Origin of the sequence: Vibrio zhugei (assembly GCF_003716875.1) — a bacterium.
In the GTDB taxonomy this organism is placed as follows: domain Bacteria; phylum Pseudomonadota; class Gammaproteobacteria; order Enterobacterales; family Vibrionaceae; genus Vibrio; species Vibrio zhugei.
Window position 1 is genome coordinate 1,784,459 of the sequence record NZ_CP033078.1, and the last position, 26,717, is coordinate 1,811,175.

The 26,717-nt window shown below is 43.1% G+C and carries 29 protein-coding genes; 7 read left to right on the forward strand and 22 right to left on the reverse strand.

What is annotated here, in order from left to right:
- The first annotated feature begins 77 nt into the window (after nucleotides 1-77).
- The 5 genes from gap to EAE30_RS13530 all read left to right on the forward strand — a co-directional run bounded on the left by gap (nucleotide 78) and on the right by EAE30_RS13530 (nucleotide 4,576).
- A complete protein-coding gene (gap, locus tag EAE30_RS13510; RefSeq protein ID WP_123016396.1) occupies nucleotides 78-1,073 on the forward strand; it encodes a type I glyceraldehyde-3-phosphate dehydrogenase in 996 nt (331 codons plus the stop codon).
- A gap of 134 nt (nucleotides 1,074-1,207) precedes the next feature.
- On the forward strand, nucleotides 1,208-2,098 hold the full coding sequence (locus EAE30_RS13515) for a D-hexose-6-phosphate mutarotase (RefSeq protein ID WP_123016397.1): 891 nt from the start codon (nucleotides 1,208-1,210) through the stop codon (nucleotides 2,096-2,098).
- A 104-nt stretch (nucleotides 2,099-2,202) separates the two neighbouring features.
- Nucleotides 2,203-3,021, forward strand: coding sequence for a 23S rRNA (guanine(745)-N(1))-methyltransferase (gene rlmA, locus EAE30_RS13520; protein WP_123016398.1), 819 nt, complete (start codon nucleotides 2,203-2,205; stop codon nucleotides 3,019-3,021).
- Nucleotides 3,022-3,297: 276 nt separating this feature from the next.
- The gene (locus EAE30_RS13525; protein ID WP_123016399.1) at nucleotides 3,298-3,684 is read left to right on the forward strand and encodes a hypothetical protein; all 387 of its coding nucleotides are present in this window, start codon (nucleotides 3,298-3,300) and stop codon (nucleotides 3,682-3,684) included.
- 160 nt (nucleotides 3,685-3,844) lie between these two features.
- Nucleotides 3,845-4,576: a substrate-binding periplasmic protein gene (locus tag EAE30_RS13530; RefSeq protein WP_164711865.1), complete on the forward strand. Its 732-nt coding sequence runs from the start codon at nucleotides 3,845-3,847 to the stop codon at nucleotides 4,574-4,576.
- 114 nt (nucleotides 4,577-4,690) lie between these two features.
- Here the strand turns inward: EAE30_RS13530 and EAE30_RS13535 are convergent, their stop codons facing one another.
- The 16 genes from EAE30_RS13535 to EAE30_RS13610 all read right to left on the reverse strand — a co-directional run bounded on the left by EAE30_RS13535 (nucleotide 4,691) and on the right by EAE30_RS13610 (nucleotide 19,093).
- Complete coding sequence (locus tag EAE30_RS13535) at nucleotides 4,691-6,037, reverse strand: diguanylate cyclase (protein ID WP_123016401.1); 1,347 nt, start codon at nucleotides 6,035-6,037, stop codon at nucleotides 4,691-4,693.
- Between the two features lie 292 nt (nucleotides 6,038-6,329).
- Nucleotides 6,330-6,962, reverse strand: a complete 633-nt coding sequence (locus EAE30_RS13540; RefSeq protein ID WP_123016402.1) for an OmpA family protein — start codon at nucleotides 6,960-6,962, stop codon at nucleotides 6,330-6,332.
- A gap of 12 nt (nucleotides 6,963-6,974) precedes the next feature.
- Nucleotides 6,975-8,528, reverse strand: coding sequence for a vWA domain-containing protein (locus EAE30_RS13545; protein WP_123016403.1), 1,554 nt, complete (start codon nucleotides 8,526-8,528; stop codon nucleotides 6,975-6,977).
- A gap of 1 nt (nucleotide 8,529) precedes the next feature.
- Complete coding sequence (tadF, locus tag EAE30_RS13550; RefSeq protein WP_123016404.1) at nucleotides 8,530-9,105, reverse strand: tight adherence pilus pseudopilin TadF; 576 nt, start codon at nucleotides 9,103-9,105, stop codon at nucleotides 8,530-8,532.
- The gene (locus tag EAE30_RS13555) at nucleotides 9,086-9,634 is read right to left on the reverse strand and encodes a TadE/TadG family type IV pilus assembly protein (RefSeq protein WP_241967661.1); all 549 of its coding nucleotides are present in this window, start codon (nucleotides 9,632-9,634) and stop codon (nucleotides 9,086-9,088) included. The genes tadF and EAE30_RS13555 overlap by 20 nt, the downstream gene beginning before the upstream one ends.
- A complete protein-coding gene (locus EAE30_RS13560; protein ID WP_123016405.1) occupies nucleotides 9,618-10,385 on the reverse strand; it encodes a tetratricopeptide repeat protein in 768 nt (255 codons plus the stop codon). Before EAE30_RS13560 ends, EAE30_RS13555 begins: the two co-directional genes overlap by 17 nt.
- Nucleotides 10,372-11,244 carry a type II secretion system F family protein gene (locus EAE30_RS13565; RefSeq protein WP_241967663.1) on the reverse strand — a complete coding sequence of 291 codons (873 nt, stop codon included), beginning with the start codon at nucleotides 11,242-11,244 and terminating at the stop codon, nucleotides 10,372-10,374. The genes EAE30_RS13560 and EAE30_RS13565 overlap by 14 nt, the downstream gene beginning before the upstream one ends.
- A gap of 12 nt (nucleotides 11,245-11,256) precedes the next feature.
- Nucleotides 11,257-12,183, reverse strand: coding sequence for a type II secretion system F family protein (locus EAE30_RS13570; RefSeq protein WP_199287107.1), 927 nt, complete (start codon nucleotides 12,181-12,183; stop codon nucleotides 11,257-11,259).
- Entirely contained in the window at nucleotides 12,183-13,469 is a 1,287-nt protein-coding gene (locus tag EAE30_RS13575) for a TadA family conjugal transfer-associated ATPase (protein ID WP_123016408.1), read from the reverse strand. Before EAE30_RS13575 ends, EAE30_RS13570 begins: the two co-directional genes overlap by 1 nt.
- A 3-nt stretch (nucleotides 13,470-13,472) precedes the next feature.
- The gene (locus EAE30_RS13580; RefSeq protein WP_123016409.1) at nucleotides 13,473-14,705 is read right to left on the reverse strand and encodes a CpaE/TadZ family protein; all 1,233 of its coding nucleotides are present in this window, start codon (nucleotides 14,703-14,705) and stop codon (nucleotides 13,473-13,475) included.
- Nucleotides 14,706-14,709: 4 nt separating this feature from the next.
- Entirely contained in the window at nucleotides 14,710-15,210 is a 501-nt protein-coding gene (locus EAE30_RS13585) for a hypothetical protein (RefSeq protein ID WP_123016410.1), read from the reverse strand.
- Nucleotides 15,207-16,556 (reverse strand): type II and III secretion system protein family protein, encoded by a 1,350-nt coding sequence (locus EAE30_RS13590; RefSeq protein ID WP_123017381.1) that lies wholly within the window; start codon nucleotides 16,554-16,556, stop codon nucleotides 15,207-15,209. Before EAE30_RS13590 ends, EAE30_RS13585 begins: the two co-directional genes overlap by 4 nt.
- A 43-nt stretch (nucleotides 16,557-16,599) precedes the next feature.
- Entirely contained in the window at nucleotides 16,600-17,388 is a 789-nt protein-coding gene (gene cpaB / locus EAE30_RS13595) for a Flp pilus assembly protein CpaB (RefSeq protein ID WP_123016411.1), read from the reverse strand.
- A 30-nt stretch (nucleotides 17,389-17,418) separates the two neighbouring features.
- Nucleotides 17,419-17,868: a prepilin peptidase gene (locus EAE30_RS13600; protein WP_123016412.1), complete on the reverse strand. Its 450-nt coding sequence runs from the start codon at nucleotides 17,866-17,868 to the stop codon at nucleotides 17,419-17,421.
- A gap of 12 nt (nucleotides 17,869-17,880) precedes the next feature.
- The gene (locus EAE30_RS13605) at nucleotides 17,881-18,111 is read right to left on the reverse strand and encodes a Flp family type IVb pilin (protein ID WP_123016413.1); all 231 of its coding nucleotides are present in this window, start codon (nucleotides 18,109-18,111) and stop codon (nucleotides 17,881-17,883) included.
- 541 nt (nucleotides 18,112-18,652) lie between these two features.
- Complete coding sequence (locus EAE30_RS13610) at nucleotides 18,653-19,093, reverse strand: YcgN family cysteine cluster protein (RefSeq protein ID WP_123016414.1); 441 nt, start codon at nucleotides 19,091-19,093, stop codon at nucleotides 18,653-18,655.
- Between the two features lie 175 nt (nucleotides 19,094-19,268).
- On the opposite strand from EAE30_RS13610, the gene EAE30_RS13615 reads away from it, so the two are divergent.
- A complete protein-coding gene (locus EAE30_RS13615) occupies nucleotides 19,269-19,517 on the forward strand; it encodes a YkgJ family cysteine cluster protein (RefSeq protein WP_123016415.1) in 249 nt (82 codons plus the stop codon).
- A gap of 186 nt (nucleotides 19,518-19,703) precedes the next feature.
- On the opposite strand, the gene recR is transcribed toward EAE30_RS13615, so the two are convergent.
- The 5 genes from recR to EAE30_RS13640 form a co-directional block, all read right to left on the reverse strand.
- Nucleotides 19,704-20,306, reverse strand: a complete 603-nt coding sequence (gene recR / locus EAE30_RS13620; RefSeq protein WP_123016416.1) for a recombination mediator RecR — start codon at nucleotides 20,304-20,306, stop codon at nucleotides 19,704-19,706.
- 19 nt (nucleotides 20,307-20,325) lie between these two features.
- The gene (locus EAE30_RS13625) at nucleotides 20,326-20,658 is read right to left on the reverse strand and encodes a YbaB/EbfC family nucleoid-associated protein (protein WP_123016417.1); all 333 of its coding nucleotides are present in this window, start codon (nucleotides 20,656-20,658) and stop codon (nucleotides 20,326-20,328) included.
- A 77-nt stretch (nucleotides 20,659-20,735) separates the two neighbouring features.
- A complete protein-coding gene (dnaX, locus tag EAE30_RS13630) occupies nucleotides 20,736-22,826 on the reverse strand; it encodes a DNA polymerase III subunit gamma/tau (protein ID WP_123016418.1) in 2,091 nt (696 codons plus the stop codon).
- Nucleotides 22,827-22,847: 21 nt separating this feature from the next.
- Nucleotides 22,848-23,393, reverse strand: coding sequence for an adenine phosphoribosyltransferase (apt, locus tag EAE30_RS13635; protein WP_123016419.1), 546 nt, complete (start codon nucleotides 23,391-23,393; stop codon nucleotides 22,848-22,850).
- Between the two features lie 411 nt (nucleotides 23,394-23,804).
- Entirely contained in the window at nucleotides 23,805-24,920 is a 1,116-nt protein-coding gene (locus tag EAE30_RS13640; protein WP_123017382.1) for a response regulator, read from the reverse strand.
- A 239-nt stretch (nucleotides 24,921-25,159) separates the two neighbouring features.
- Here EAE30_RS13640 and EAE30_RS13645 point away from each other — a divergent pair, with 239 nt between their 5' ends.
- Nucleotides 25,160-26,035, forward strand: coding sequence for a LysR family transcriptional regulator (locus EAE30_RS13645; protein WP_123016420.1), 876 nt, complete (start codon nucleotides 25,160-25,162; stop codon nucleotides 26,033-26,035).
- Between the two features lie 60 nt (nucleotides 26,036-26,095).
- On the opposite strand, the gene EAE30_RS13650 is transcribed toward EAE30_RS13645, so the two are convergent.
- Nucleotides 26,096-26,644, reverse strand: a complete 549-nt coding sequence (locus EAE30_RS13650) for an NAD(P)H nitroreductase (RefSeq protein WP_123016421.1) — start codon at nucleotides 26,642-26,644, stop codon at nucleotides 26,096-26,098.
- Nucleotides 26,645-26,717 lie beyond the last annotated feature (73 nt).

Consider the following 26,717-nt stretch of genomic DNA (forward strand, 5'->3'; position numbering starts at 1 on the left):
TGCAGACTTTAAGCGGATTCTGTAATTTTACTACCAGTTTCCTTTTCACCAGAAATTTAAGTTGTGGAGCAACTATAATGACTATCAAAGTAGGTATTAACGGTTTTGGCCGTATCGGTCGTTTCGTATTTCGTGCAGCACAAGCTCGTCAAGATATCGAAGTTGTCGGTATTAACGATCTAATCGACGTAGAATACATGGCGTACATGTTGAAATACGATTCAACTCACGGTCGTTTCGATGGCGAAGTTGAAGTAAAAGACGGTAACCTTATCGTTAACGGCAAAACTGTTCGTGTAACAGCAGAACGCAACCCAGCGGACCTTAAATGGGACGAAATCGGTGTTGATGTTGTTGCTGAAGCAACCGGTCTTTTCCTAACTGACGAAACTGCTCGTAAACACATCGAAGCCGGTGCGAAAAAAGTAGTTCTTACAGGTCCTTCTAAAGACGCAACTCCAATGTTCGTTAACGGCGTAAACTTTGACTCTTACGCGGGTCAAGACATTGTTTCTAACGCATCTTGTACAACTAACTGTCTAGCACCTGTTGCTAAAGTATTGAACGATAAGTTCGGTATCGAGTCAGGTCTAATGACAACAGTTCATGCAACAACTGCAACTCAAAAAACAGTTGACGGTCCTTCTATGAAAGACTGGCGTGGTGGTCGTGGTGCGGCTCAAAACATCATCCCATCATCAACTGGCGCAGCGAAAGCAGTTGGTAAAGTACTACCTGAACTAAACGGCAAGCTAACTGGTATGGCATTCCGCGTACCAACAGCAAACGTATCTGTTGTTGACCTAACAGTTAACCTAGAAAAAGCAGCCTCTATCGACGAAATCAAAGCAGCAATGAAAGCGGCTTCTGAAGGCGAACTAGCTGGCGTTCTTGGTTACACTGAAGATGCAGTAGTATCCACTGACTTCAATGGCGACACTCGCACTTCAATCTTCGATGCAAGTGCAGCGATCGCTCTAACTGATAAATTCGTGAAAGTTGTATCTTGGTACGACAACGAAATCGGTTACTCAAACAAAGTTCTAGACCTAATCGCTCACATTTCTAAATAATGTCTGCATCTCTCTAGAATAAATAAGGTGGCTTCGGCCACCTTTTTTTATGTCTGCTTTTTGTGCACAATAGTACTATCATCGAATCAATGATTTACTCGACCAATAATAATACCAACGTAAGGGTTCTAAGCATGAATTTATACTCCGCTCCGACTGATTATTCGCTCACCAAAAGTATTGATTTCATTTACGTGGGTGATTCTAGAGCGATTCGCGTACGCCACCCCAAAGCCAATGGTGTGATTTCGTTACATGGTGCGCACGTTTTATCTTATCAACCCACAGGCGAAGAAGATCTTATTTGGCTGAGTGAGGACGCTAAATTTGATGGCAAAACAGCCATCCGCGGAGGCATTCCAATCTGTTGGCCGTGGTTTGCAGACGCCGCTTCCCCAGCTCATGGTTTTGCTCGCACTAGCGAGTGGCAATTGCATGCTTATCAGATCACGCAAGAAAATGCGCTGATCACGCTTCAGTTAAAAGACGATCAAGGCACCAATCCCACTTGGCCGCATCCATTCAAAGCTAGGCTGTTATTTGAAGTGGGTGAAGAGCTCAATGTGACACTGGAAATCATGAATATTGGCGGCCACCCATGGACATTTACAGGCGCACTGCATACTTACCTCAATATTGGTGATATTGACACGTTGAGCGTGACAGGATTAGGGCAAGCGTTTATCGACAAATTAGAAGATGGTACGCCACAAGCCGAACCAGCAACATTGAGTGTGGCTTCAGCTATCGACCGTATCTATACTGAACCCAAAGAAGAAATTGTAGTGCACGACCCAACATTCGGTCGAGATATCATTATCAAAAACTCAGGACACAATAGTGCTGTGGTATGGAATCCATGGCAAGAAGGCGCCCAAGCAATGGCTGACATGCCGGATGATGGCTACCAAAACATGCTGTGTGTGGAATCAGCATGGTACGCACCCACAATAGAGGAAGGGCAAATTGTACAACCTGCAAAAACCTATCAATTGACCACATGTCTCTCGAGCCGCCCACGCTAATCACTTTTCCTCTACTCATTTCAACCAAGAGCGATGCTTCGCTCTTGGTATTTTCAGAGCAGATCGTTACACTACCGCCATTCATTCTACACTAGAGATCATGTATGGCTTACCAATGCCCTTTATGTCACAGCCCAATGACACGACAAGCACGCGCCTATGTGTGTGAGAACCGACATCAATTCGATATCGCCAAAGAAGGCTACGTCAATCTCATGCCCGTTCAACATAAGCGTTCAAAAGATCCCGGTGACAATAAAGCCATGATTCAAGCGAGACGCCGCTTTCTCAATGGTGGCCACTATGATGCCATGCGCGACCGAGTCGCCGCTCTCTGTGCCGAGCTCCTCACCAATCACGCCCCTCAGCTTCTCGACTTAGGCTGCGGAGAAGGCTACTACACCACTCATATTGCCAACGTGTTACTCGAACAGCATTCGGATACCAAGGTTTATGGGCTAGACATTTCTAAAGTTGCGGTGCGTTTCGCAGCAAAACGTTACCCCGAATGCCACTTTAGTGTTGCATCAAGTCAACGTTTACCCTTTGCAGATAATAGCCTTGATGCGATCGTGCGAATTTACGCCCCGAGTAGTGCTCAAGAGATGTTACGTTGTATCCGTCCAGGCGGCTTCTTACTCACCGTAACACCTGCGGCGCGACACCTGTTTGAATACAAAGCTCGTATTTACGATTCAGTCAGACTCCATGAAGAATCGCCTGAAACGCTGGATGGCTTCACTTTAGAGCATAGTGAAAAGGTCAATTACACCATGACTCTGCCAGGAGACGATGCCTTCGACTTGCTGCAGATGACCCCATTTTATTGGCATGCAAGTGATGAATTTCGCCATTCGCTGACTCAGGCAAGCGTTTTCCCCTGTGAGGCAGATTTTATGCTGCATCTATACCGTAAAAAATAGCTTAGTGATTAACCTCACACTTTTTGATATTCATTGACGTCATGTCCATCGATATTTTTCGCTCCTAACCCTGTACTGAGCTCATTTTCACCTAAATATTATGAACAGTAATCACACTTTTTGACAATAAATGGACTTATCAAGACATCGAGTATTGTTAGCTCACAGTTAGGCATGGAGTTTGCTTCTTTCTTTTTGCTCGGTAATTGTAAAATCCACGCAAGTTTTCTGTTGGGTGGCCGATAGCATTACTGAGGACTGACTTAGGAGAGAAGTATGAACCCAGTAGGAACAGGCACAGCGCACCTGAATTCCGCCCAAGCGGTGAAAACTCATACATCGACCCATTTAGAACAAAAAAAGGTCGAAGTAGATCCGGATTTTTCATTGGTGGAGCATGACAAAAATTCAGATAAGGTCTCTCTGTCTAAACAGGGGCAAGCCTTAATGAAAACGTTAGAGCACATCGATGAAACCGGGTCATTATCAATGCCTAAAGAGAAAAGCCTGAGTGATAAGGTAGAATCCTTTACCTATGGTGCTTTGGGCTTAGATAGACCAGATGAAATAAAAAAGAAGACTGAAGAAGATAGCTCATATTCTGCTGGAAAATACTTGAAGGCAGCGGCGACTATCGGAGGGATTCTACTTGCTGTCGTCTGATGATTGATCACTTTTAAGCACTCCTGCGCTAAAAAAGGCACCCTCAGTGCCTTTTTCTTTCTTCTTAACTCTCTCGCTCCTCTCCTTTTTATCAGCGCAACTGATTCATATTGTGTGACGACACTTTTTTACTATGTACTGGCCATTCGAGGGCGTAGCTATGCATTTTCTATTCATACTTGTTGTAAGCTTTGGGATCATCGTCCCAACGGCGTCAGCGAGCGTCATTACGGCCGCGCAATCCCCTTGGCCGCCTTTTATTAATGACGATGACGCTAACCCTGGATTAGTCGTAGAGATAGTTACCGCTGCTTATCAGACCCAAGGGTATGAATTACAGTTTGACGTACTCCCATGGCTGAGAGCATTAAAGTCAGCGAAAACGACAAGAATCGATGTAATCCCTGCTCTCTGGTATACAAGAAAACGATCCAAACACTATCTGTACAGTGATGCTTACTTAGTTAATGAAATCACGTTCGTTAAACGTGCTAGCGATCCATTTAAGTATTCAGGTGTCAGCAGTTTGGATGGAAAAAAAGTCGGAGGCATCGGCGCTTATCACTATGATAGCGTCTTTTTATCTGCGCAGAATGTCGAAAAAATTACAGCTGATCGGCTAATGGTCAATTTAAAACGTCTCATCTCCGGGCATATTGACTTAGCCGTCAGTGATAGAATTGTCGCAAGCCACACTATCAAACAATCGAGCTTGTCCGCCTCTCATTTTGCATTCAGCGACACTTCCCTCTCAACCACGCCATTATATCTTGCTATCAGTGTACATCACCCTAATGCCCAGCGTTATGTGGACGCCTTCAATCAAGGATTAGCCGAAATCAAACGTAATGGGCAACTGCGGCGTATCGAAGTGAAATATGGTATAGATTAAACGATGCTATCGATCCCACTCGGGGCAAGTGGAGTCATCCACAGTGAATAGGGCTAGTAACACTATAAAAAAACCGTTCTACATCAGAACGGCTCAATGTTTAACATGGGTATCTTATGTTCTCGCTTGTTTTTTTGCGTATTTATCTTGGTACATTTCTTCATCAGCTTGTACCAGCAAGTCATCCAATGTCGCTTTTCTATCGCTGGCAATTGCCACGCCTATCGCGACGGAAACATAGAGAACAATGTCATTCGCAATAAAAGGATGCGTAGCAAAGTATCGTTCTATTTTATCGAGCACCGCCTTCACCTGACCTGACTTATGGACATCAATTAAAACAATAATGAATTCATCACCGCCAATCCTTGCGACTAAATCCGTTTCACGAATTAAGCTGGCTAACCCTTCGGCCACAAATTTTAAATATTCATCACCAATATTATGCCCGTAGGTATCATTCACTTTCTTAAAACCGTTCAAGTCAATACTGAATAGAGAGAATGGCGGTTTTGTTCGGCTATTGAGAGTGTTGCGTATATACTGAATCGCATGACGCCTATTGGAAATATGGGTCAGTTCATCTTGCAGGGCATGGCGTCTTGTATTCGTATATCCCCTGAACATTAGGAATGCAATGACGTAAGCCATCACACACAAGGATATAGCACTCACACAGGCCAACATCGTATAGCGAGTCACATCTAGATTATTCGCAAAATCTGCTTTTGCTTCTAACCGCCATTTAGAATTTGGCAGGTGGATAGGTAACTGAATATCGGGCTTATCTAGAAAACCATCGCCATATAAAATGGTATTGCCTTTACTAAGCGTGACGTACGCGTTGCGTATATCCCGTATTCCAACCGCAGTCAACATCGACTGATAATCAAATACGATACTTACTCCGCCCCAATAATCCTGATTGAGAGGGAAGTCAGTAAAAATAGGATAACGGGCAATGATCGCTTTTCCTCCTTGTACCAAGTTAACAGGCCCAGTAATGTGTACTCGCCCAAGCTCTCTCGCATTTAACACGCTAGCATATTGCTCTGGACGAGTGCGAAAATCCAACCCAATCGCTCGTTCATTGCCTTCTAAGGGATACACATTGCTAAGAATATCGTTCGGTGCAATGCCCATGTTGCGGACATATTGAGCTTTAGTAAGCACTTTCTCTGATATCGAGTGCCACTCTTTTAATGCCAGCTCAGGATTAATGGTCACTATCATCGCTAAACTGTCCGCGAGGTAAGTATCCATAAAAATAGCCGCCTCTATATTGGCTCTAACCAAGGAAACTTGAGACTCAAGCTCATGTTTTTGTTCCTTGGCAATCCGTTCAAACACTTCTTGTGTCACAAAACGAACAAACACAATCGACACCATCAAGAACACAAGAGAAACGACAAACAGCCTCTTTTTTTCGCTCGCTTTCAAATCTTGTAAAAAACGCTTCATTAAATATTTAGCACCTATTTATGAATCACACTTAGCTCACTCTATATCAATAGTTTGATAAGAATAATAAGACCTTTGACAAAGTGTAGTACATATCACTCATGGTATGTGAAGAAACAGCAATACTCCGTGCTATGAACGTCTTGATGAATAAAAACGACTGTCAAAAACAGTCAATATGATTACGTTACCGCACTTTAATCTCATCAATAAGCGGATATTCACAATACTACCGCCAAAAAAAAGCAGCCATTAAGGGCTGCTTTCTCCAAAATAAACGAAAATGTAATGCTCATTTATCAGGCGCATGGTCTTTTAAAATAATTTCAACTCGGCGATTTAATTGTCGACCATACCGCGTTGCATTGGTTGCTATCGGCTGATTTTCACCTTGACTACTGGTCACCAGTGCTACATTGGTGGTATTTGTCTTAATACGCTGGGATACGGTTTGTGCACGTTGTGAACCCAGCCTGGCGTTATAAGCAATCGACCCTGTGCTATCGGTATGCCCGACTACGGACACATCAGGCACCGCTTGGAGCGCGAGCACCAAACGGGATAATACTTGCTGGTCGGTCTGACTCATTGCCGAGCTATCAAACTCAAAGTGAAAACGCGCAATATTCGCCGTTGTATCCCAATAGCCTTGGCTTAAAAAATAGCTCACACAATCAGCAGGTAACTGAGCGGGATGAATATGAGTTTTAATCCAGGCAATATCCGCTACAGAGTCAACGGTGCCACTTTGCGCACGGTCGCCAGGATACATCACCAACGTTTTGCCATGAGTTTCAGTGTGAACGTCATACGATTCCACATTCTTGTGATGCTGACATAGGTACGAGTACAACGATGTCTCTTGCGCCACCGCACCAAAAGAAAGGGGCCCAGCCATCAAGGCAATAATAAGCTTCAGTTTCATCTGTCTATCCTTTTATTTTTCGTCCGATGGCGTCAAACGCCCCATTTCTTCTGCAATTAACTCTAGTATTTTGTTTTTTATGGCTTGGCTATCGTTTTTAGCGTCATAAACATTATTATCACCGACACACTGCTTCATCTGATTATAGTCTTCCAACCGATAATCAGAACCAAAACCAATGGCAAACATACGTGCATTAACAGATTCCTCACCTACACTCTGGTGGTTCAAGTGGTCCAATATTCGGGTGCACAATTCTGCTTTAATAAGTTTGTCAGTGGCTGTATCACCAGTTTCATTGTTAGAATCTTCATCACCAGTTTCATTGTTAGAATCTTCTCGATAGTTTTTTTGATCGACGGTATTCACACCATCTGATAATAAAATAATTAAACGCCGCGGATTTTCACCAGTGTTCGCCATTTGCGCGCCTCTAATTAATCCCGTATAAAATGCGGTTCCGCCTTGGGGTGTAAATTCGTATACTTGATCGCTTACCGACTTCACGTCGTCTGTTAGTGGGATATCATGAAAATTTAGAGTATAATTAGCACGTAAACTAGGCTTAAATTTAGACACTTCAAATATATTTTTCACGGTAGCTTTGTAGTTAATATACTGTCTATTATTAATAACTTTTGTATATGTATGCCAACTATTATCCCGAATAGGTGCACTATATAGTTGACCACACCAGCCATCGTATAAGCTTCGATCCTCGGAATAGGATGGATTGTTTAGAGGACCGTTTATATGAATATTATATCTCTGGTTCCAATTAATATAATGATAATTATTATGTTGATAGTAATAATATCTTGAAAAATAGTCATCTGTATTATACCGATTATTTTTATTAATAGATTTATCACATATTATATAATTATATCCTAATCCATCATTAGAACTTGGGTGAGTATATATATTAAAACCAACAAAACCTAAAGTGCTTTTTTTTGTATCTACTTTTTTATTATAAGATTCAATTGTATCAGCAACATCAGAAATAACTTTTTGTAAACTTTTGTATTTTCTTGGCTCACTATCTTCCCCTTGAAAATTCTTATCCATCGAACCAGAAAAATCAGCAACCAGTACCACATCCACAGTTTTCGATTGATATTTCCGTGCTGACGAATAGCCACCAATATTCAAATTGTCACCAAAACTGGTCTCAATGCTCGATTTCGAAAACCAATTAGGCTCTTTGATATGTGCGGCCACCTGGTATTCAAAAAAACGTTCTGAAGCCGCACCACCTTGATCACAGAAGTCATTGTCTTCACAAGGAATAACCTGGGTTTCTATTTTGTTTACGTCAGCATGCGGAAAGTAATATTGAATATAATCAGTTGCTAACTTATTTCGGGCTTGTTCACTACCGCCACTCTGGCCCGCGATGGCTAATGCTGCGACTTCTGACGCCTCTTCTAAACGGGCTTTGTCTTGCAAGGCACGCGCACCATCAGTTCCCAAGATAAAAACCCCGAAAAGCAACGGAATCATCAACGCAAATAGAATCGCCGCATGGCCTCTCTGCTGTGTATACGTTATACAAGGCTTCATTTTACCGTCCTACCGAAATGGAACGAACTGAGACTCGAGAAAAATTTTTCCCAACTAAACCGCCAAACCAATTGATGGTGTCATAGCAGAGTGTGACTTGATATAACGTGGCTGAGCGCCCCCAAGACGTTTGAAATATTAGCTCTTTTTTAGGCTCACCGCCTTCACATGTAATACCAATTTTCTTTTCATCAAAACTATTCCAATGGTCCAAGGGTTTAATATTTCCAAGACCATAATTATCTCGCTGAAAAACTTGAACATCAAAACCAAACTTCTCTTTATCAAAGCTACCTAGGGTTCGGTTAAGTGAATTTATTGTGATGATATACGCTTCGTTGGCTTGCTCTTTTGTTAATTGATAGTTGTTTGCGTCATCATTATTATCACGATTAAATAACTGAGTGCGTTCTTTCACCACGTTCGCCATAGAATAGGACAAACGCTCTAAGGTACCTTTAACATTCAGTTTGAGTACAAGGTCTGCACTGAACACCAAAAGCAGGCCAAAAAATATTCCAACGATGGCAAATTCAATCGTAAAATTACCACGTTGTTTAATTGAGTTTAAAGTCACTACGTTGATATTCCTGTATGACGATCGCTTCACGAGCAAATAAAGTCCCACTATCCATAAAATAATGAAAAATAGGCGGCGCGTTATAGCTAATATGATAAATGGCAATGGGAGCATCCTGCGGTGGTTCTCCGCAAATAATACTATTTTTCTTACTGTCTTTCTCCGGCTTACATTGCTCGGTTATTTCTGATAACGTTTTAAAGCTATTAAGATAACGAATACTATAAGTAAAATCTTTAGCATCAACCACATAGCGCCATAGACTATCACTACGGTTTAATACGGTGGCGAAATCTGCTAAAAAATCGGTATTTTTTTCGACACGTTTACTATGTAATGCCGCTTGAGAAATGGCAAGATCCCCTATCGACGACACGAAGGATAAATAGCTCATCTCTACCCACGCGACACACATCAACCAGAAAAAAATAAAACCAATCGCAAACTCGATTGACGCAACGCCGCGCTGCTTAATGCTGTGCAAGCAACGTAACAAGCCCGCGTCACGACTAACGTGATTTTTCATGCTGATTCACCGATAGCTGCTGTAAGTTAACTAGCTTCAAGGCTCGCAATTGAGCATATAGCCTATTTTGCTTCGGCCGATCGAGCGATTTGGTCAACTGATAAAATGCCGGAAGATCGCCTTGCCTAGCATAAACAACCGCAAGGTTCGCTTTGATGGTCTGTTGATTATTGGTTTGATCATCATCGAGTAACGATTCTAACAGTCGCCGTGCGGTTCTATAATCTTGTTGTAAGATAGCGATTAAAGCTAAATTATTCTTAATGGTCTGATCGTTTCCCATCGAGCTACGGGCTTTAGAAAACCATAATTGTGCGGGAACGAGATCGCCTTGATAGCCCGCCAGAACGCCAAGTAAGTTCATCACTTCAGCGTTGCTTGGTTGACTTTGGTGTGCTCGCGAAAGATAGATTTTCGCTTGTTGATAGTCTTGCGTATTGAGATAGGCTATGCCCGCTAGACGCTGCACCTCAAACTCATCGGCATGATGCTTTAATAAAGGTTTGAGATAAAATATCGCTGAGGAATAATCTCCGACTTTTTCATACGTTGAGATTAATTTTTTTCTGATTACGCTCGACTCTTTTTTAGCTAATTGCTTTTTATACAGTTCAATAAGTTGATTATAACTCCTACTGCTCTGCAAAATCTTCTCATTAGTGGTGTCTGAAAAAGAGTGCTGATCGTTCTGTGCGCAGCCCGATAACACCAACAGCACTACACTAAACATGGCACACTTAAAAATTCGCATTTTGCATCATCCTCATAACACCAGGCGCAGCAATGAGTATCACAATCGGTACCATGATAAACACAATCAATGGTATCGACATTTTTGCTGACAGTTGACCAATTTTCTCTTCTACATGTAGCAATTGCACTTCACGAATATCCGCAGATAACGTAGTTAATACACTGTAAATAGAGGAGCCATATTGCAAACTTTGATTCAGCGTCATCACAAAGCTGCGTATTTCATCGGTAGGTACTCGTTCGTATAGCTCTTGCAGAGATTGCTCTAATCCGACTAGACGAGCACGCTCGTCCACTTTACGTAAAAGGTGACTTAGGTCTTTATCGAATGCACCAAACTCTTGGGATAAATAACTGATCGCCGCTTCTATTGTCATCCCAGTTTGTACGCACACTGCCATTAAATCGAGCATATACGGCAGCTTTTGTGAAATAGCTTTTCGCAAGGATTTAGCTCGTGACGCTAGATAAGAGTCTGGACCAATCAACACCGCTATCAAAAAGACCGCTTCTAGTACAATAAATGTATTGGTCGAAAATTGTAGCCAAGTATGTAGCAGAAAAATCACCCCTGCGCCAATACAGAGTACAATGTATTTCATCGGCATATAATATTTAGCCAACTTAACATCATAAAAGCCGGCCGCTACGAACTTCCCTTCGATGTCTTCTTTCTCAGACGAAAAGACTCCGTTTAAAACATGTAATACATTCGCTAAATCAAAGCGCTTCTCATGAGTCATGTCAACATTGAACTGGGCAAGCGTTTTCTGGCGATTTAAATAAATCAGTGAGTACAGTAACGCAATGATACCAACCACAATTAAAATCAAGGAAATGATAACGAAGACATTCATGGTCATGCTCACCTATTTAACACTTTTCATTAGCATCCAAACAATACTAATCCCTATAGCCTCACTACCCAGCACATAATACAAAATGGCACGGCCGCTATCATTGAACATGACAAACTCATAATTCTCTGGACTTAAAAACTGCAACATAAATAAAAAGAAAAATGGAATAGCCGCAACGATTTTTGCAGAAGTTCTCGCTTCGGATGTTAAAGCGAATTTTTTCTTTTCTATCGAGCGAGCATTAAACATGGTCCGATTCAAACGGTGCATGACGTCTTTCAACTGTCCACCGCGCTGCATATTGGCGCGTAACGTAATTACGAAGAAGTAAAATGATGGGTAAGGATACCGGCGACACGATTTACGAAAGACTTCATCGGGCATTTCGCCGAGCTGTAAACGTCGTCCCATGATATTAAACTCTTTACCAATATCTCCGTCTAACTTTTCACCGACATACAAAATAGCATGCATGACACTTTCACCCGATGACACCGCACTGGTCATCATATTTAATGCATCGGGAAACTGGGATTCAAAGAGCTTACGCTCTCGATTTTGCATCCAACGATAGAACAAGACCATCCCCAGCAGCATAAAGATGGGGGTCACCAACAAAGGTGAGGCACGTAAAAAAGTTCGATTAAAAAAGACCGCGGCAACCAATAGTACGATGAGCAAAATCACAAGTTTTATTTGTGGTTGCCCGCCCAATTGCTTCTTAAAGTTTTCCCAACGTAGCGCAATACTCTCGAAGAAATTTCGCTCTAATAAAGAGGCCAAATTGATGGCTTGCTCTGAGGTCGACATGGACCCCACATATTCAGTGCGATTGAAATCTTGCAAATAGCTGATGCGCTTACTTTTTGAAGCCCGATGAGTCAACACTCCATAAATGAGTACAATCAATCCGAATAAAATGATGACAAGATACATCATTGCATCGTTTCTCCAGCTCTAAACGCTGACATCAACGTTTCTTCCAATCCAAAAAACTTCGCTTTTTCGACCAGAACAGAACGCTGCATAAGACCGGCAGTGACAAAATTACCCCGAATTTTATTGTCGTCACTTTGTTGATAGTTAGGTTGAAAACGGAAGATTTCTTCCATCACAACGTTATCCCCTTCCAAGCCGATAACTTCCGTAATACTCATTACTTTGCGGCTGCCATCATGCAAGCGAGAAATCTGGATAACTAAATCAACGGCACTGACAATAGTCCGACGAATGGCTTCAAGAGGCAGGTTATTGTTCGCCATCATCACCATGGATTCAACACGTGCCATTGCATCTCGAGGAGTATTGGCGTGCAGTGTTGACATCGAGCCATCATGACCCGTATTCATCGCTTGCAGCATTTCGAAGGCTTCTGGTCCCCGACATTCCCCAACAATGATCCGATCAGGCCGCATACGCAGTGAGTTGATGACCAAATCACGTTGATTCACTAACCCTGTATTTTCAATCCCCGCAGTACGGGTTTCTAATCGCACGACATGGGGTTGCTGCATTTTCAATTCAGCCGCATCTTCAATGGTGATGATGCGTTCTTTCTCTGAGATAAATTGCGACAAGGCGTTTAACATTGTGGTTTTACCCGACCCCGTACCGCCAGAAATCAAAATATTCAAACGGCAGCGTGAAGCGACCATGAGCAGTTGGGCCATTTCTGGACTCATCGCGCCAAACTCGCACAATTTACCTAAATCAATACTTTGCTTTTTAAATTTACGAATCGATATCGCGGTCCCATCAATGGCGATGGGTGGAATCACGATATTCACTCGGCTACCATCTTCCAAGCGCGCATCACAGGTTGGTGAAGCTTCATCGACACGTCGGCCGACCCGCCCAGCGATACGCTTTGCGATCGCGAGCAACTGAGCTTCATCGATAAAATTGATAGGGGCTGGCTCCATTAAACCGTGGCGTTCGATATAGACGGAATCCGGACCATTCACCATGATGTCAGTAATCGATTCATCATCCATGAGCCTTTGCAGCGGTCCCAACCCGACCAATTCATCGGTTAAGCTGGCAACAAACTCTTTACGAACAACGGAAGACACGGACGCATTCTCGTTCTCGATCAGCATATCAATCGCATTTTCTATCTGGCTAGACAGTTGAGCGCGACTTATATTCGCGACAGCAGCAGGGTCTAACGCATCAAAGATTTGTTTACGCAATCGAATGTAAAGATGTTTCGTACCAAGCATAAATTACGCCTTGTTAAATAACTTTTTAAAGAGAGATTTAGACGGCTCTGAATCTTCTCCTACCACTAACGATGCCAAGGATTTGAAGGACGCCGATGATTTATGTGTGTTATTCGCCAAGCGCTTTCCGCCAAGAATGACATCAGAAAAGTTACTAATAAACGGTATGACGACGTCGGCTTTTTGTTTCAGAAACTTGTCAATCTCGGTTTGTGACACACTGGCGTATTTTTCTGGGACAATGTGATTCACCACGACAATCAACCTTGGGCGCTCCGAGGCAGGTAAATTTTCAATTAATAATTTTATTCTGCCCGCATCACGTAGAGAAGAAACCGTTGGCGACGTGATTAATATAATACAGTCGCTTTTTAACCAAGGGTGGTCTTTTTCAAACACCACGCCGGAAGACGCAGAGACATCTTCAATAATAAAATTACACTCTGACGACATAATATCGACGACAAAGCGATGGTATTCTGTCGTTTCGCTTTGCGTTAAATTCGGTGCAGTCAATGCCAACAAAGAAAGTAATTCACTTTGCTTATACAGTAAGCTTTTCGCACTGGCTAAATCCAATGTATCCGCAAAGCTCCCCGTTTGAATTTGACGTTTCTCAAACTGCTTTATCCCCAACATAATGTCGATATTGCCACTGTTATAGTTGTGGTCAACCACGATACATGACGCACGCTTCACTTCAGAAAGCAAATAAGACAGCTCCGCGGAGATCGCCGTGGTGCCGACGCCCCCTTTAGCTCCAATCACTGAAACTTGTTTTGCGCGTCGATTCTGGCCAGGCCCACGATTGCGTTGGCGATTATCATGCACACTGCGCACAAAATCGATCAATTCTTGCTTCGTAATCGGCCAAAACAGATAATAAAACCCTAACTCTTTGAGATTACGAATGGTGGAGATGGCGTCTTCACTGCCAATCACAATGACCGAAGCATGGCTTGGTAATAAGTGACTAATGCGCTTCGCGTCTTCTGCCACGTTCTGACTGTCATTCAGCTCAATAATAACGATCTCAACCGTTTGCAAACGCACATATTCGGAAATATCAGCGTCCGTATTTTCTGCCACAACTGGCTCACTGATGCCTTCAAAACGATAAGACTCAAGTACCAGTTGTCTGCATTGCTGGGTTTGATAGAAGAGCGCCGAGGTGATGCTTTCGGACGGTTTTTCATCCGGCTTACCTGATTTAAGAATATCGACAAGATCAAGCATAAGACTAGTTTCCAGATTCAGTAATCGCCGCAGAGCGTTCGGGATTGATCATCGATGTCCAGCGGTTTTTTTCAACATTACACCCAAAATCACCATTGAACTGACTCAGCGAATTGTAGTTTACGTAGCGACAGTCATCGATCCGCACTTTATATTCGGCAAGTGACATGATAAAGGTATTTCCTTGTCCACTCTCTTCGATGGTTAGCATGTTTTCCGCGACGCCCATAGCAAGTAATTGACGTTTCGCCGCTTGCATTACCCGTTTCGCGGCATGACCTTGATAGTGAATATGAATGGTTTGTGACAACGCTTGTTGCTGGTGCTGCTTAATAAATGCAGAAACGTTTTTCTTAGCACTGCGATAATTGTCGACATGCAGTGACAGCGATGTGTTCACTGGGTACAAGTTCACTTTTGTCCCGGTGCGATCGTGAACATGGCTACAACCCACTAAAAGTAGCGTGGTTAATATAGAAAGAGAGCGAATCACTTTGATACTCATTGGATAAATCCTCCATTAGATAACCACTCACGCGCAGTATAAGTACTATCGGTTTTATCATCCAAAGCAAAGAAGCGTTGCAAGTTGGTAGTACGCTCAAACGCAGGTAATGTCACTTGGTTGGTTTCAATCGGCTTCACCAAACTGACTGTCGCGACAATCACAAGTTCGGTTTTTTTACGCTCGGTCTGAGTATAACGAAATAACGCACCTAAAATTGGAATATCACCAATATAAGGAATTTTGGATAGTGACTCGGTTTCTTCATTACTTAATAAACCGCCAAGGATAAAGCTTTGCCCATCGCCAAGCTCAACTGTGGTCTTCGCTTTACGGGTTTTTAGCGCAGGAACATCATAAGTATTATTTTTAAACTGAGAATCTAATGAGCTTACTTCAGGATTAATAGCGAGCTTAATTTTATTATCACGCAACACATTTGCGGCTAAATTTAAACGAATGCCATATTCTTTATAAGAAACGCTGCTACCATTATTGCTGGTTGTCACTACAGGTAACTCACCACCAACCAGAAAGCTCGCATTACCGCCAGAGATAACAGAAATATTTGGCTCTGCTAAAACTTGTCCAACAGTATTATCCGCAACGGCGTTAATAACTGAGACAATATCACTGGCGCTAAAATGAGTAATACTATTAACAAAAATACCATTGCTCTGACCCGCCGAGTTAATTTGGATGCCTAAATTCTCAGCAAACGATTGGGACACCTCAGCAACGGTAAGTTTCACGTTAACCTGCTTGGTGACCGCAACTTCAAGGTTATTAACAATACCTTGGTATTCTTTGCCCAGTTTCAGTGTCATCCCATCATCAGAGGACGAACCGCTTGAGTTTGAACCAGAACTACTGTTACTTGAATCAGACGAAACCGATACTGTTTTTTCAGTCGAAGATTTTTCCATCAACTCACCGATAAGCGATTCGATGCCTTGCTTTTGCTCTTCACTGGCAACCATACCGCTCAGCACAATTTGTTTGCCTAAATTGTAGATAGAAATATCGAGATGCGGATAACGCATAGCAACTTGCTGCTTAATTGCTAATAAGCTTTCATTGACAACCACTGTTTTACTAATGAGTGCATTACCATCACCATCAAATACAATCAGTGAGGTGTTGCCGACCTTTTTACCAAAGACCACCACTTTTCGTTTACCAATTACTTGGTAATCGGCTACGGCTGGATTGGCAATAAACACCGAGCTTATAGCATCTTTCGCAACAAGCGAATTAGCTTCACCATTACTGATATTCATCACACCAGCAGCAAATACTGAGAAGCTCATTCCCACGAATATCGTGAGTGCTAATATCCTTGTCATCGCATTTCCTATAAAAGAGCGCAAAGGTTTCATTCGTCCTATCCTATTTAACGGTCGCGCTGCCTGCGCGAAACTCAGTGATTGCATGGTATGAATCTAGTACGTCGCCAGCATCAGCAGAAAGCTCTTTCGCTGTGGCATTTTTTACCGATTGGTGCACTTCCAATTGGGCGATACGCTTAGCAATAGTTAATGTCGCCACTTGCTTTGGATTTAGCTCAAGCACAAGCGAGGTTTTTTCGCCATTGACCTTGCCATCTTTATTTTTAACCATATGCTTGGTTAATTTCAGAACTCGTACGTTGCGTAGTACGGGGGTTAAAGAAACGCCTCGGAAGCTATTGACCGTCTCACCATTAGCGAGGTTTTGCCGGGTTGATGCCAATGCTAGAATGTCGACTTTAGAGTCACTATGTATGACACCACCGACAATCGAATCTGAATTGATATCCACTGGAAAGGCAATCATGCCGGCATCAACGGTATAATCAACGTACTCGGGATCGCTCTCATAAATCATGGAACTGCGATACACTAATTGATTTTTTTGAATAGTTTTACGTGCAATCGGATTCTTGGAGAAATCAATAGAAAGGTTACTATCTAGACCGTATTGATTGGCCTTGGCTTCTGACCACTGCTCAATATACACATCTGAACGTGTTACGGCTTGCTTGGGTGAAAGATCCGTTTTGGCAAGATATACAGTAAAACCTTTTTCTTGCTTAGCGACAGCAGGCTTAGTTTGTTTATGCTGCTGTTGGTGAGTAATACCATAAATACCAATTGCGATGGCTAATACGGCAAATAAACTGACTAATTTTATATTCATAGATAACCACAATATCGTTAATAAAAATAATTAACTGGGTAGCAGGGTTAACACAATACCGAAGCCAAAGCTCACAACAATAGGTACCCCATAAGGAACGCCTTTAGTATAGGGTGCGCCATTAGAAGATAAACGTCCCCATAAGCAAAGCGCTATCGCTAACACTCCTCCTAACAAAAGCATGCTAACAAGGCACAGTAAGAACCATTGCCCATCTACGGCTAACGTTAAAACTGTTATTAACTTGATATCACCTGCGCCACACACACCAAAATGCCACAAAAACACACCAAATATGAAGACAAGCATCGCGGTTGAATAAGATAAATGACTAATATCCGTAAAGCGTACAGCGAAGATACTAAATAGAGTAAACAACACATCCTCATTACCAATATAACGATAACGGATGTCTGTATACACAATTCTACCTAAAATAAGGGTTAGCACTACATATGCTAACCCTAGTATCACTGTCACTGTCGAAACTACTTACTTAGTGACTTTTACCTCAGCAGCTTTATCAATATTATCTGATACAGTATTTAAAGCACCTTGAAGTGCTTCTTTTAGGCTGCCATTGAATACAGTTAGAACGATCGCTGAAATTGCTACAGCAATAATTGCGTATTCAATTGCCGTCACACCGCGTTTGTCGGCAGAAAAAGAGTGAACGTAAGAAGCAGTCGTTGCGTAAGCTTTTGCACATAATTTATTAAACATGATGTAATCCTTAAAATAAAATGATTTCGTAAAATAGAGTAATTATAAAACTTGCCTTAAAATCGGCGAGTAACGAAAATCGGCAATCAGCTAACATAACTGGTTATCATTGGCTAACCTTACAGAGTATTGAGTATAACTACTCATTCGCGGCGACAACCAATTCCATCAGTCTGTGTTAATAAATCGTCAACTAACTGTGATGTTTCATGCAGGTTATAGTACCTGATTTGTTTTCGATGCAAAGCTAAATTATACGCGTTTTACGCTCTGTCACTCATCAGTCTCAACATTGAAACACTAATGCAAAATTTCATCAATATGGAACAGATGTCTTATAATAGACCAAAATAATCGCAGTTTCACTCATGTTGTTTAATACATTACAATTTTAATTAGTACATAAATACAACAATACACTTATTAATTAAGCACTTGATACATATAGTCTCATAAGCCTAGTTGCGTACAACGTCATCATTACAGGCTACCCCCATAGGCTTGGAATGAACAAAATGTCTATTCGCTGTCAATCTTTAGATTACTCTCGCCCTGGGTGATTAATAATGTGGTCTTCCCAATCAATCACATTAATTTCATAAACAAACTGGTCGCGTACGCTTTGCCCTGCAGTATGCATCCGTGTTTTCGACCCCGTGATCAGTGGGTGCCACTCAGGGAGAGGTTGGTTGTCAGCCAATAAACGGTAGGCGCAAGTGTCAGGTAGCCAGTTAAACTCGCTAATCTTATCGCGCGTTAATTTTAAACAGGCTTCGCCAGAAGCAAAGCGGTTCTCATAGTCTTTACAACTGCATGTCTCATTATCTAATAAACTGCAACCCACATTGGTGTAATACACCTCGTCAGAATCTTCATCCATGAGTTTATGTAGGCAGCATTTACCACAGCCATCACATAAGGATTCCCATTCCTCTTCAGACATTTGTTCTAAGGATTTGGACTGCCAAAAAGGAGTTGTCATGGTTAAGCTCTCACACGTGTTGCGGTAAAATGGGCGCCCTTTATACCTAGCTTATTTATAAAGTGCAACTCTTGTAAGCTACCCCATTTCTCACCAAACAGGACAAGACTAGTCGATCATGTCCATTTCTGCTAGGATTCGCCTCCTTGCCCATCTTTCACTTATAGGAACATCCATGGAATGTCGTTTAGGCTGCGGCGCGTGCTGCATTGCGCCGAGTATCACTTCGCCTATCCCAGGCATGCCGCAAGGTAAGCCCGCTGGCGTGCGCTGTATACAACTTAACGAGGACAACCTATGTCGATTGTTTGGCAAACCAGAACGCCCTGCAGTTTGCCGTCAATTTCAAGCAGACAGTGAAGTATGCGGTAAGGACACGGCTCACGCGATCACTATTATCACCGAACTCGAAGCAATAACGTAACGGGCAAATTGACAAGAACAATGTTGCTTTGCCATAAAAAGAGACGAACTGAAAGCCTCAACATGGCGAGATGGCGCGCGAGCAATGAGAAGAAGGATAAAATAATGCACAATGAGGCAGCAATGTGTCATTTTTAAAAGCGTGATAAATAAAACAAAAAAAACCGCTGTGCTGAGCGGTTTTCATTTACGATAATTTCAGTCGCCCAATCAGTGAATGCGACAATGTCGTACCATCAACCAACTCTAGCTCACCGCCCATCGGAACCCCGTGAGCAATACGACTGGCAGAGACTTCATGCTCTCGACAAAGCTCACCAATATAATGGGCGGTCGCTTCCCCTTCAACCGTGGGATTCGTGGCCAGAATGACTTCCTGCACATCTCCCCGTTGTAAGCGGTAATCGAGGATATCGAGTCCAATATCGCTCGGCCCAATACCATCTAATGGCGATAAATGCCCCATCAAAACGAAGTATCGACCGGAAAATTGCCCCGTTGCTTCCAGCGCAGCAATATCTGCTGGGCTTTCAACCACACAGATTTGACCACTTTCGGCACGTTTATGGTTATTACAGATATGACAAACATCGTCTTCTGTAAAGGTGCGGCATTCACGACAATGGCCAATTTCGACCATCGCTTTACTAAGCGCATCGGCTAACTGCAAGCCACCTTTTCTATCACGCTGTAACAAATGAAAGGCCATACGTTGAGCTGACTTAGGACCGACTCCCGGCAGACAACGTAGGGCCTCCATCAAATGCTCCAGCATAGGACTGGTCCGCATTATTTACCTTCTTATTGGATTAAAATGGCATTTTCATGCCTGGTGGCAATTGCATACCGCCAGTCACTGATTCCATTTTTTCTTTTTGTGTTTCTTCGACACGACGCGCCGCATCATTAAATGCTGCTGCAATCAAGTCTTCAAGCATTTCTTTATCGTCTTCCATCAAGCTTTCATCGATGTCAACACGACGCACGCTATGGCTACCAGTAATGGTCACTTTTACTAAGCCTGCACCAGATTCACCGGTGACTTCCATATTTGCCACTTCTTCTTGCATCTTTTGCATGCGATCTTGCATTTGTTGGGCTTGCTTCATGAGGTTGCCCATACCGCCTTTTCCACCAAACATTGTCATTCTCTCTGGTTAGTCTTGATTGATTGCTCATTAAATGGGGATGATTTTACCACAATTCAACCCCCTTTCGTTCAAATAGGTCTTACGCTATCTTCATCAAGCGTCCCATTAAAACGACGCTGAATAAATTGTACATTAGGATCTGAAGATAAGCTTTCGAAGGCTTGCGAAAGTTTGTCCTGATACAAGCTTTCCCGTAATTCCAGTGGGGTTTGTCCCTGCTCACCCACCGACACCGTCAATTGACACGGCTCACCAAGGACATCACTCAAGGCTGTCGACAATTCTTGGTGTGCTTTCTCAGTATGCAAATGCGCATGGCTTGGACGCAACGTTAATTCAATGTGAGCGCCTTGTTGATGGAGCACGGAGTTAAGTGCTAGCTGCTCCACTAACTTAGGGACGGTGAGTCGTTGAATGAGTGCCGCCCACTCGTTTTGCGCGGCGGCCTCTTGTGTGAGCTTTTCGCTCATTTCGGGTGTTTTTTCGTGCTCGAGCGCTTTTCGCAACTTAGCCGGTGTCACATCCGATTTGGCCGGCTCGGCCACTGGCTGCGTAGGACGCCATTGATAGTCACGTTCATGATGTTCATCGGCCATGCCGTGATTGGCTTGCGCATTCGGCGACATCCATTGAGCATCGGTGCTAGGCTGAGCGCGCTGAGAGACGCGGTCCAAGACCGATTCTTTAGATTTAGATGCCGCTGTTGTCTTTTTTACGCGACGTCCATCCGATGGTTGCGTTGGATTTTGTCGCTTAGAACGCAATTGATGACGTAGCCCGCCGACCAGCGATGTCGTTGGCGTTGACACGGTTTTAGCAGCGCTCGTCGCCTCTGATTCAGACGGCTCTGCTGGAGCGGTATGATGTTGAGACTCAACAGAGCAAGCATTTTGCTGCTGATATGTCTGGGCTCCCACAGGCTGGCCTGCCGTAGGATTTGCAGAAACCTGCTGCCTCGGTAACGAATGCTCCATCGGGGCACTCTCGTCCTCAACCTTACCACTCGGTGTAGGTTGCGGAATACGAGCGGGAGCGGCCGCTGTTGTAGCGCTCACCCCATCTAAGACAGATTGCTGTGAGGGACGAAAAGCCAACATTCGTAGCAATATCATTTCCATCCCAATACGCGCGGTTGGCGCCAAGGCTAAATCATCACGCCCTTTTAATGCGATTTGATAATAGAGCTGCACGTCTTGCGGGGTTAAAACTTGCGCAAGTTGTATGACTTTCTCCGCATCGGGGGATTGTTCATCTAGCGTTGCTGGTAGGGCTTGATACATAGCAATACGATGTAATTGCGTCGCAAGTTGCTGCAGTAGTCCATCCCACTGCACCCCGTTTTCAGCGAGAGATTGTAAGCCACTCATTATCCCCTGAGGTGTCTTACTGGCGACCGATTGGAGCAAATGTAAAGCTTGGTCCGTATCCAAAGTCCCAAGCATATGTGACACTAAACTGCCTTCTACTCGACCATTACCGAGAGCAATGGCTTGGTCAGTCAAACTCAACGCATCACGCATGCTGCCATCGGCCGCATGAGCGATAAGTGATAACGCTTTGTCATCACAATGAATGTCTTCTTGCTGCAATACATTGCTGAGCTGAGCTTGAATCTGTTCAACCCCAATCGGCTTAAGATTAAACTGTAAGCACCGTGACAGCACGGTTACGGGCAATTTCTGGGGGTCAGTAGTTGCCAGTAAAAACTTCACGTATTCTGGCGGCTCTTCTAATGTCTTTAATAACGCATTAAAACTGTGCCGCGACAACATGTGCACTTCATCTATCAAATAGACTTTGAAGCGCCCACGTGCTGGTTTGTATTGTACGTTATCAAGCAACTCACGTGTATCTTCGACTTTGGTTCGAGACGCCGCATCGATTTCCAATAAATCAACAAAGCGCCCTTCATCAATTTCACGACAAGCGTCGCACTGACCGCAGGGCGTCGAAGTAATCCCTTGCTCGCAATTGAGGCCTTTAGCCAGTAAGCGAGCAATGGTTGTTTTCCCAACCCCTCTTGTCCCACTAAATAGATAGGCATGATGCAGTCGGTTCTGTGTCAAAGCGTTCTCTAACGCAGTTAAAACGTGAGCTTGGCCCACGACTTCATTAAACTGAGTAGGTCGCCATTTACGCGCGAGAGCAAGATAACTCATGAATACTTCCGTTTTTGGTGTTTAGTGACCGTCAAATTCACATAGACTGTAAACGTTCAATCCCAAACTTTCCAGACGTTTATCACCACCAATTTCAGGAAGGTTGATAACGAATGCCGCATGTTCAACAACACCGCCCAAATCACGGATCAGCTTGGTCGTTGCTTCAATCGTTCCACCCGTTGCGAGCAGATCGTCAACAACAAGGACTTTATCACCCGGTTGAATTGCATCAACATGAATTTCTAAGGTATCCGTACCGTACTCTAGCTCGTAAGACTGTGCTTTCGTCTCACGTGGTAATTTACCTGGTTTACGTACAGGTACAAAACCCACACCTAACTCTAGTGCTAATGGTGCTCCAAATAGGAAACCGCGCGCTTCTGTGCCGACTACCTTGGTAAAACCCATCGATTGGTACTTTTCAACAAACAGTCGAATGGTTGCCTGATAAGCTTTGGAATCTTCTAACAAGCTAGTGACATCGCGGAATAAAATCCCTGGTTTTGGGTAATCTGCGACGCTTTTGATGCTTGATTTGATAAGTGAAAGAGTTTCGGTTGTCATAATTTAATTAACTTCGTTTGACACAATGCTCTCAGGTAACAAAAGCAATGTTATTTACAGTTAGTGGCCATTCATCTTAACGATTTACAGGCGCCAAAAATACAAACGCCCACTCGAAGAGTGGGCACACTTCCTGTTAATGCTAGTGATTTTCGCATCGTATAGCAACAACCTCATGAGAAGAGCGCTGAATAATCCCTCTTAAACGCTCTATTTATCGGAGAAAAATTGCCAAAAAAACCGACCAAACTCTCTTCTATATACTTAAAAAACATAAAGTTAGATTAAAAACAAACAAAATATACCGTTTGGCTACTTTTAATACAGCTCCAGCCTTCTCCATTGTCGTCTTATCACCACACACCGACTTTTGCTCACAGGCCATATTTCAGCATGTACCGCTCAACATTGCTAACGCTTATCGTTCTTATAAATATCGAGTACGAAATTACTGCTTCCTATTGCACTCAATGACAGCTTGCAGGCCGTTTTTAATTGTAACTCTGTTATCATGAAATTCTTCAAACAGTTATTTCCAAGCAACACCTCACCAGAGACATTGACCTGCTTATTCACATTAGACCAACGACCTGACAGCCCCGCAGGCAGAATAGACACCGTTCCATCATTGAAATTGACCAAACCAAACATGGCAGAGACGGGCACCATATGGTCAGTGCATTTGATCCCTCGCTCGACCAGTTCTGCAAAATCTTTGAGATCGACGCTTAAATTACGAGTATTCCTTAGGTAGTCATAAAACATGGCACGGATTAATAAGGTGGTCCCGACTCCGTTATCGGTATCACTATTCGAATCGACCAGATAAAACATCATCTGCCCATTGATTAACCAAGAATAATCAAAAATCAGTGGCATATGGTCTGTTGATTGCAATAATCGATAACTGCAATGCCAAGCACCTTGCGCTGAATCATTATCAGGTAACAGCGCTTGCAAAAGGCCACGAGCAGCATTTGGGTGATTACGTAGATAATCGAGATGCCAATACAAATCCCGTTCTTCAGAGGCACTCACTTGATCGTCAGCACGATACCACTGATTGGCAAGATCACGTTGATCGGTTTGATGACGGGAACTATCGGCTAGCGTATTTTCAATCGCACCGTACAAATGTTCATGATCGCGAATCGGTTTAGGAAGAAAATCTTTAATACCAAACCGCAGTGCTTTCGCCACCTCAGACATATCTTCTGTCGCAGACACAACAAGTAACGGAACCGTTGGATACTCCAAGCTCACTTCTTCGACAAACTCCATGCCATTCAATACAGGCATCGAGAGATCACACAAAATAAGATCAGGACAACGTACAGATAACTGGCGTAACCCTTCCAATCCATTCTCGGCTTCCACGACCTCATAGCCTTGAGACACTAATGAAGCTCGCATCATGTGACGAAAAATTGGATCGTCGTCCACCAGCATGATAATTTTACTTTGAGCGGTCTCTGGATCTGTCTGTATGGCAGTCTCGGCTTCTAGTCGAACATCAGCTTTGTACATATTTGTAGCCTCACTATGTTCTTTCTCTGTAGAGATATTTTTATTGTTATAAGGTACTTTCATTTCTTATCTATTAAGGTAGCTTTTAAATACGATTTATACAAATATTCCAGTTTTCCTCAAAGATGCATACTATATGTATGAAATATGACATATCATACAGCGTATTGACATTCCTCAGACTACAGAGTTTGAGGTAAATATATTTATTCAACTCGGTAAACAATGTGTCAGGAACTATGAAATTAGATGACCTAAATCTCTTCCGACTGGTGGTCGAAAATGGCAGCTATACTGCGACATCACGTAAGACTATGATTCCAGTAGCCACCATTACCCGACGCATTCAGGCTCTTGAAGATTCGTTAAACCTTAGATTACTTAATCGCCATGCTCGTAAATTATCATTAACAGAAGCGGGCGAACGATTTTTTAACGAATGCTCTCCTTTACTCAATCGGTTAGCCAGTATGACCGAAGAAATTACAGACGAATGTCGTGGCGCATCTGGTAAAATCAAAATTTCTGCCCCTTCCAACCTGACCAAACGTTTAATGATGCCAATGTTTATTGCCTTCATGCGGCAATACCCAGACATCAATATTGAACTGACGACCAGCAATCACGCAGACCAGCTTGATCCAACCGAATGGGATGTCATTTTTCGAGTCGGGCCACAACGAGATTCTAGCTTGATTGCTCGTAAGCTCAGTGAAGTCAAAGACGTGCTGGTGGCAAGTCCTGACTACCTAGCCTTAAACCCAATCCCTTCCCATGCCGACGACCTACATCAACATTACCTTCTTAAAGGCTATCCATTAATCAAATGGCATCTAACTAATAGCAAAGGAGACAATGTTGTCAACATGGATAAAGGTCGCTTTCAAGCGAATACGATTGATGTTGTCCGACATGCATGTACACAAGGGCTAGGTATTGCACTGATGCCAGATATGATGTTAGAAGAATATATTCAGGCAGGAACCTTAAAACGAGTATTGGATGATTGGTCTGCCAACCCTCGTGACATCTATATGCTTTATAACCACAAAGATCACTTACCTGAAAAAGTTCGCTTATTTATCGACTTTGTTATCAGCTATGATCTAAGCTAAAAACATGGATAAAAAGGGTCTTTGCGACCCTTTCCATAAGCGGTAAACAATGACACAGCTTTACAAATAACTTACAAAATCTTGACTGTTTCTTTTAGGCACATCCATTGGTTTCATCCCAGGCGATCCTAGGTAGAGAAAACCGACGATTTGATCATCAGGAGCAAGATGAAAGGCATTTTTAACGTTATCGTTAAAAATCCAACTGCCACTACGCCAAATACCTTGAAACCCTTGTACCATCGCGGCCATCTGCATAGCTTGCACTGCACATCCCGCAGACAAATGCTGCTCTAAGGCGGGCACTTTTTCATGAGGCTTCACTGTCGCAACCACTGTAATGATCATTGGCGCACGCTTGGGCGCATTTTTCGCTTTATTGATCACCACGTCATCACTGCCTAATTTGACCTCTGCTTCGGCAAATATCGCAGATAGCTTGTCTAAGCCATCCCCCTCAGCAATCACAAAACGCCATGGTGTGAGTGAGCCATGATCGGGCGCTCGTAGCCCAGCTTGAATGATATTTTCTAAGACTTGCCCTTGCGGTGCAGGCTCCGTTAACTTCGCCATAGAGCGCCGGTTTAGCAGCATATCTAGTGCGTCCATAATGCACTCTCCTTACAATCTTGATGGGTAAATAAGCAGCCAATGCGCTTACCACCTCAGAATATCAACAAAC

Bases quoted from the DNA above. Each gene is read 5' to 3' on its own strand.
- EAE30_RS13625 (WP_123016417.1), bottom strand. From the start codon at position 20,658: ATGTTTGGTGGAAAAGGCGGTATGGGCAACCTCATGAAGCAAGCCCAA.
- EAE30_RS13615 (WP_123016415.1), top strand. From the start codon at position 19,269: ATGGAATGTCGTTTAGGCTGCGGCGCGTGCTGCATTGCGCCGAGTATC.
- EAE30_RS13645 (WP_123016420.1), top strand. From the start codon at position 25,160: ATGAAATTAGATGACCTAAATCTCTTCCGACTGGTGGTCGAAAATGGC.
- recR (WP_123016416.1), bottom strand. From the start codon at position 20,306: ATGCGGACCAGTCCTATGCTGGAGCATTTGATGGAGGCCCTACGTTGT.
- EAE30_RS13640 (WP_123017382.1), bottom strand. From the start codon at position 24,920: ATGTACAAAGCTGATGTTCGACTAGAAGCCGAGACTGCCATACAGACA.
- EAE30_RS13585 (WP_123016410.1), bottom strand. From the start codon at position 15,210: ATGAGTATCAAAGTGATTCGCTCTCTTTCTATATTAACCACGCTACTT.
- EAE30_RS13560 (WP_123016405.1), bottom strand. From the start codon at position 10,385: ATGCGAATTTTTAAGTGTGCCATGTTTAGTGTAGTGCTGTTGGTGTTA.
- EAE30_RS13540 (WP_123016402.1), bottom strand. From the start codon at position 6,962: ATGAAACTGAAGCTTATTATTGCCTTGATGGCTGGGCCCCTTTCTTTT.
- EAE30_RS13525 (WP_123016399.1), top strand. From the start codon at position 3,298: ATGAACCCAGTAGGAACAGGCACAGCGCACCTGAATTCCGCCCAAGCG.
- EAE30_RS13530 (WP_164711865.1), top strand. From the start codon at position 3,845: ATGCATTTTCTATTCATACTTGTTGTAAGCTTTGGGATCATCGTCCCA.
- dnaX (WP_123016418.1), bottom strand. From the start codon at position 22,826: ATGAGTTATCTTGCTCTCGCGCGTAAATGGCGACCTACTCAGTTTAAT.
- apt (WP_123016419.1), bottom strand. From the start codon at position 23,393: ATGACAACCGAAACTCTTTCACTTATCAAATCAAGCATCAAAAGCGTC.
- EAE30_RS13545 (WP_123016403.1), bottom strand. From the start codon at position 8,528: ATGAAGCCTTGTATAACGTATACACAGCAGAGAGGCCATGCGGCGATT.
- gap (WP_123016396.1), top strand. From the start codon at position 78: ATGACTATCAAAGTAGGTATTAACGGTTTTGGCCGTATCGGTCGTTTC.
- EAE30_RS13610 (WP_123016414.1), bottom strand. From the start codon at position 19,093: ATGACAACTCCTTTTTGGCAGTCCAAATCCTTAGAACAAATGTCTGAA.
- EAE30_RS13565 (WP_241967663.1), bottom strand. From the start codon at position 11,244: ATGAATGTCTTCGTTATCATTTCCTTGATTTTAATTGTGGTTGGTATC.
- EAE30_RS13535 (WP_123016401.1), bottom strand. From the start codon at position 6,037: ATGAAGCGTTTTTTACAAGATTTGAAAGCGAGCGAAAAAAAGAGGCTG.
- EAE30_RS13605 (WP_123016413.1), bottom strand. From the start codon at position 18,111: ATGTTTAATAAATTATGTGCAAAAGCTTACGCAACGACTGCTTCTTAC.
- EAE30_RS13575 (WP_123016408.1), bottom strand. From the start codon at position 13,469: ATGCTTGGTACGAAACATCTTTACATTCGATTGCGTAAACAAATCTTT.
- EAE30_RS13570 (WP_199287107.1), bottom strand. From the start codon at position 12,183: ATGTATCTTGTCATCATTTTATTCGGATTGATTGTACTCATTTATGGA.
- EAE30_RS13515 (WP_123016397.1), top strand. From the start codon at position 1,208: ATGAATTTATACTCCGCTCCGACTGATTATTCGCTCACCAAAAGTATT.
- EAE30_RS13650 (WP_123016421.1), bottom strand. From the start codon at position 26,644: ATGGACGCACTAGATATGCTGCTAAACCGGCGCTCTATGGCGAAGTTA.
- cpaB (WP_123016411.1), bottom strand. From the start codon at position 17,388: ATGAATATAAAATTAGTCAGTTTATTTGCCGTATTAGCCATCGCAATT.
- EAE30_RS13555 (WP_241967661.1), bottom strand. From the start codon at position 9,634: ATGAAAAATCACGTTAGTCGTGACGCGGGCTTGTTACGTTGCTTGCAC.
- rlmA (WP_123016398.1), top strand. From the start codon at position 2,203: ATGGCTTACCAATGCCCTTTATGTCACAGCCCAATGACACGACAAGCA.
- EAE30_RS13590 (WP_123017381.1), bottom strand. From the start codon at position 16,556: ATGACAAGGATATTAGCACTCACGATATTCGTGGGAATGAGCTTCTCA.
- EAE30_RS13580 (WP_123016409.1), bottom strand. From the start codon at position 14,705: ATGCTTGATCTTGTCGATATTCTTAAATCAGGTAAGCCGGATGAAAAA.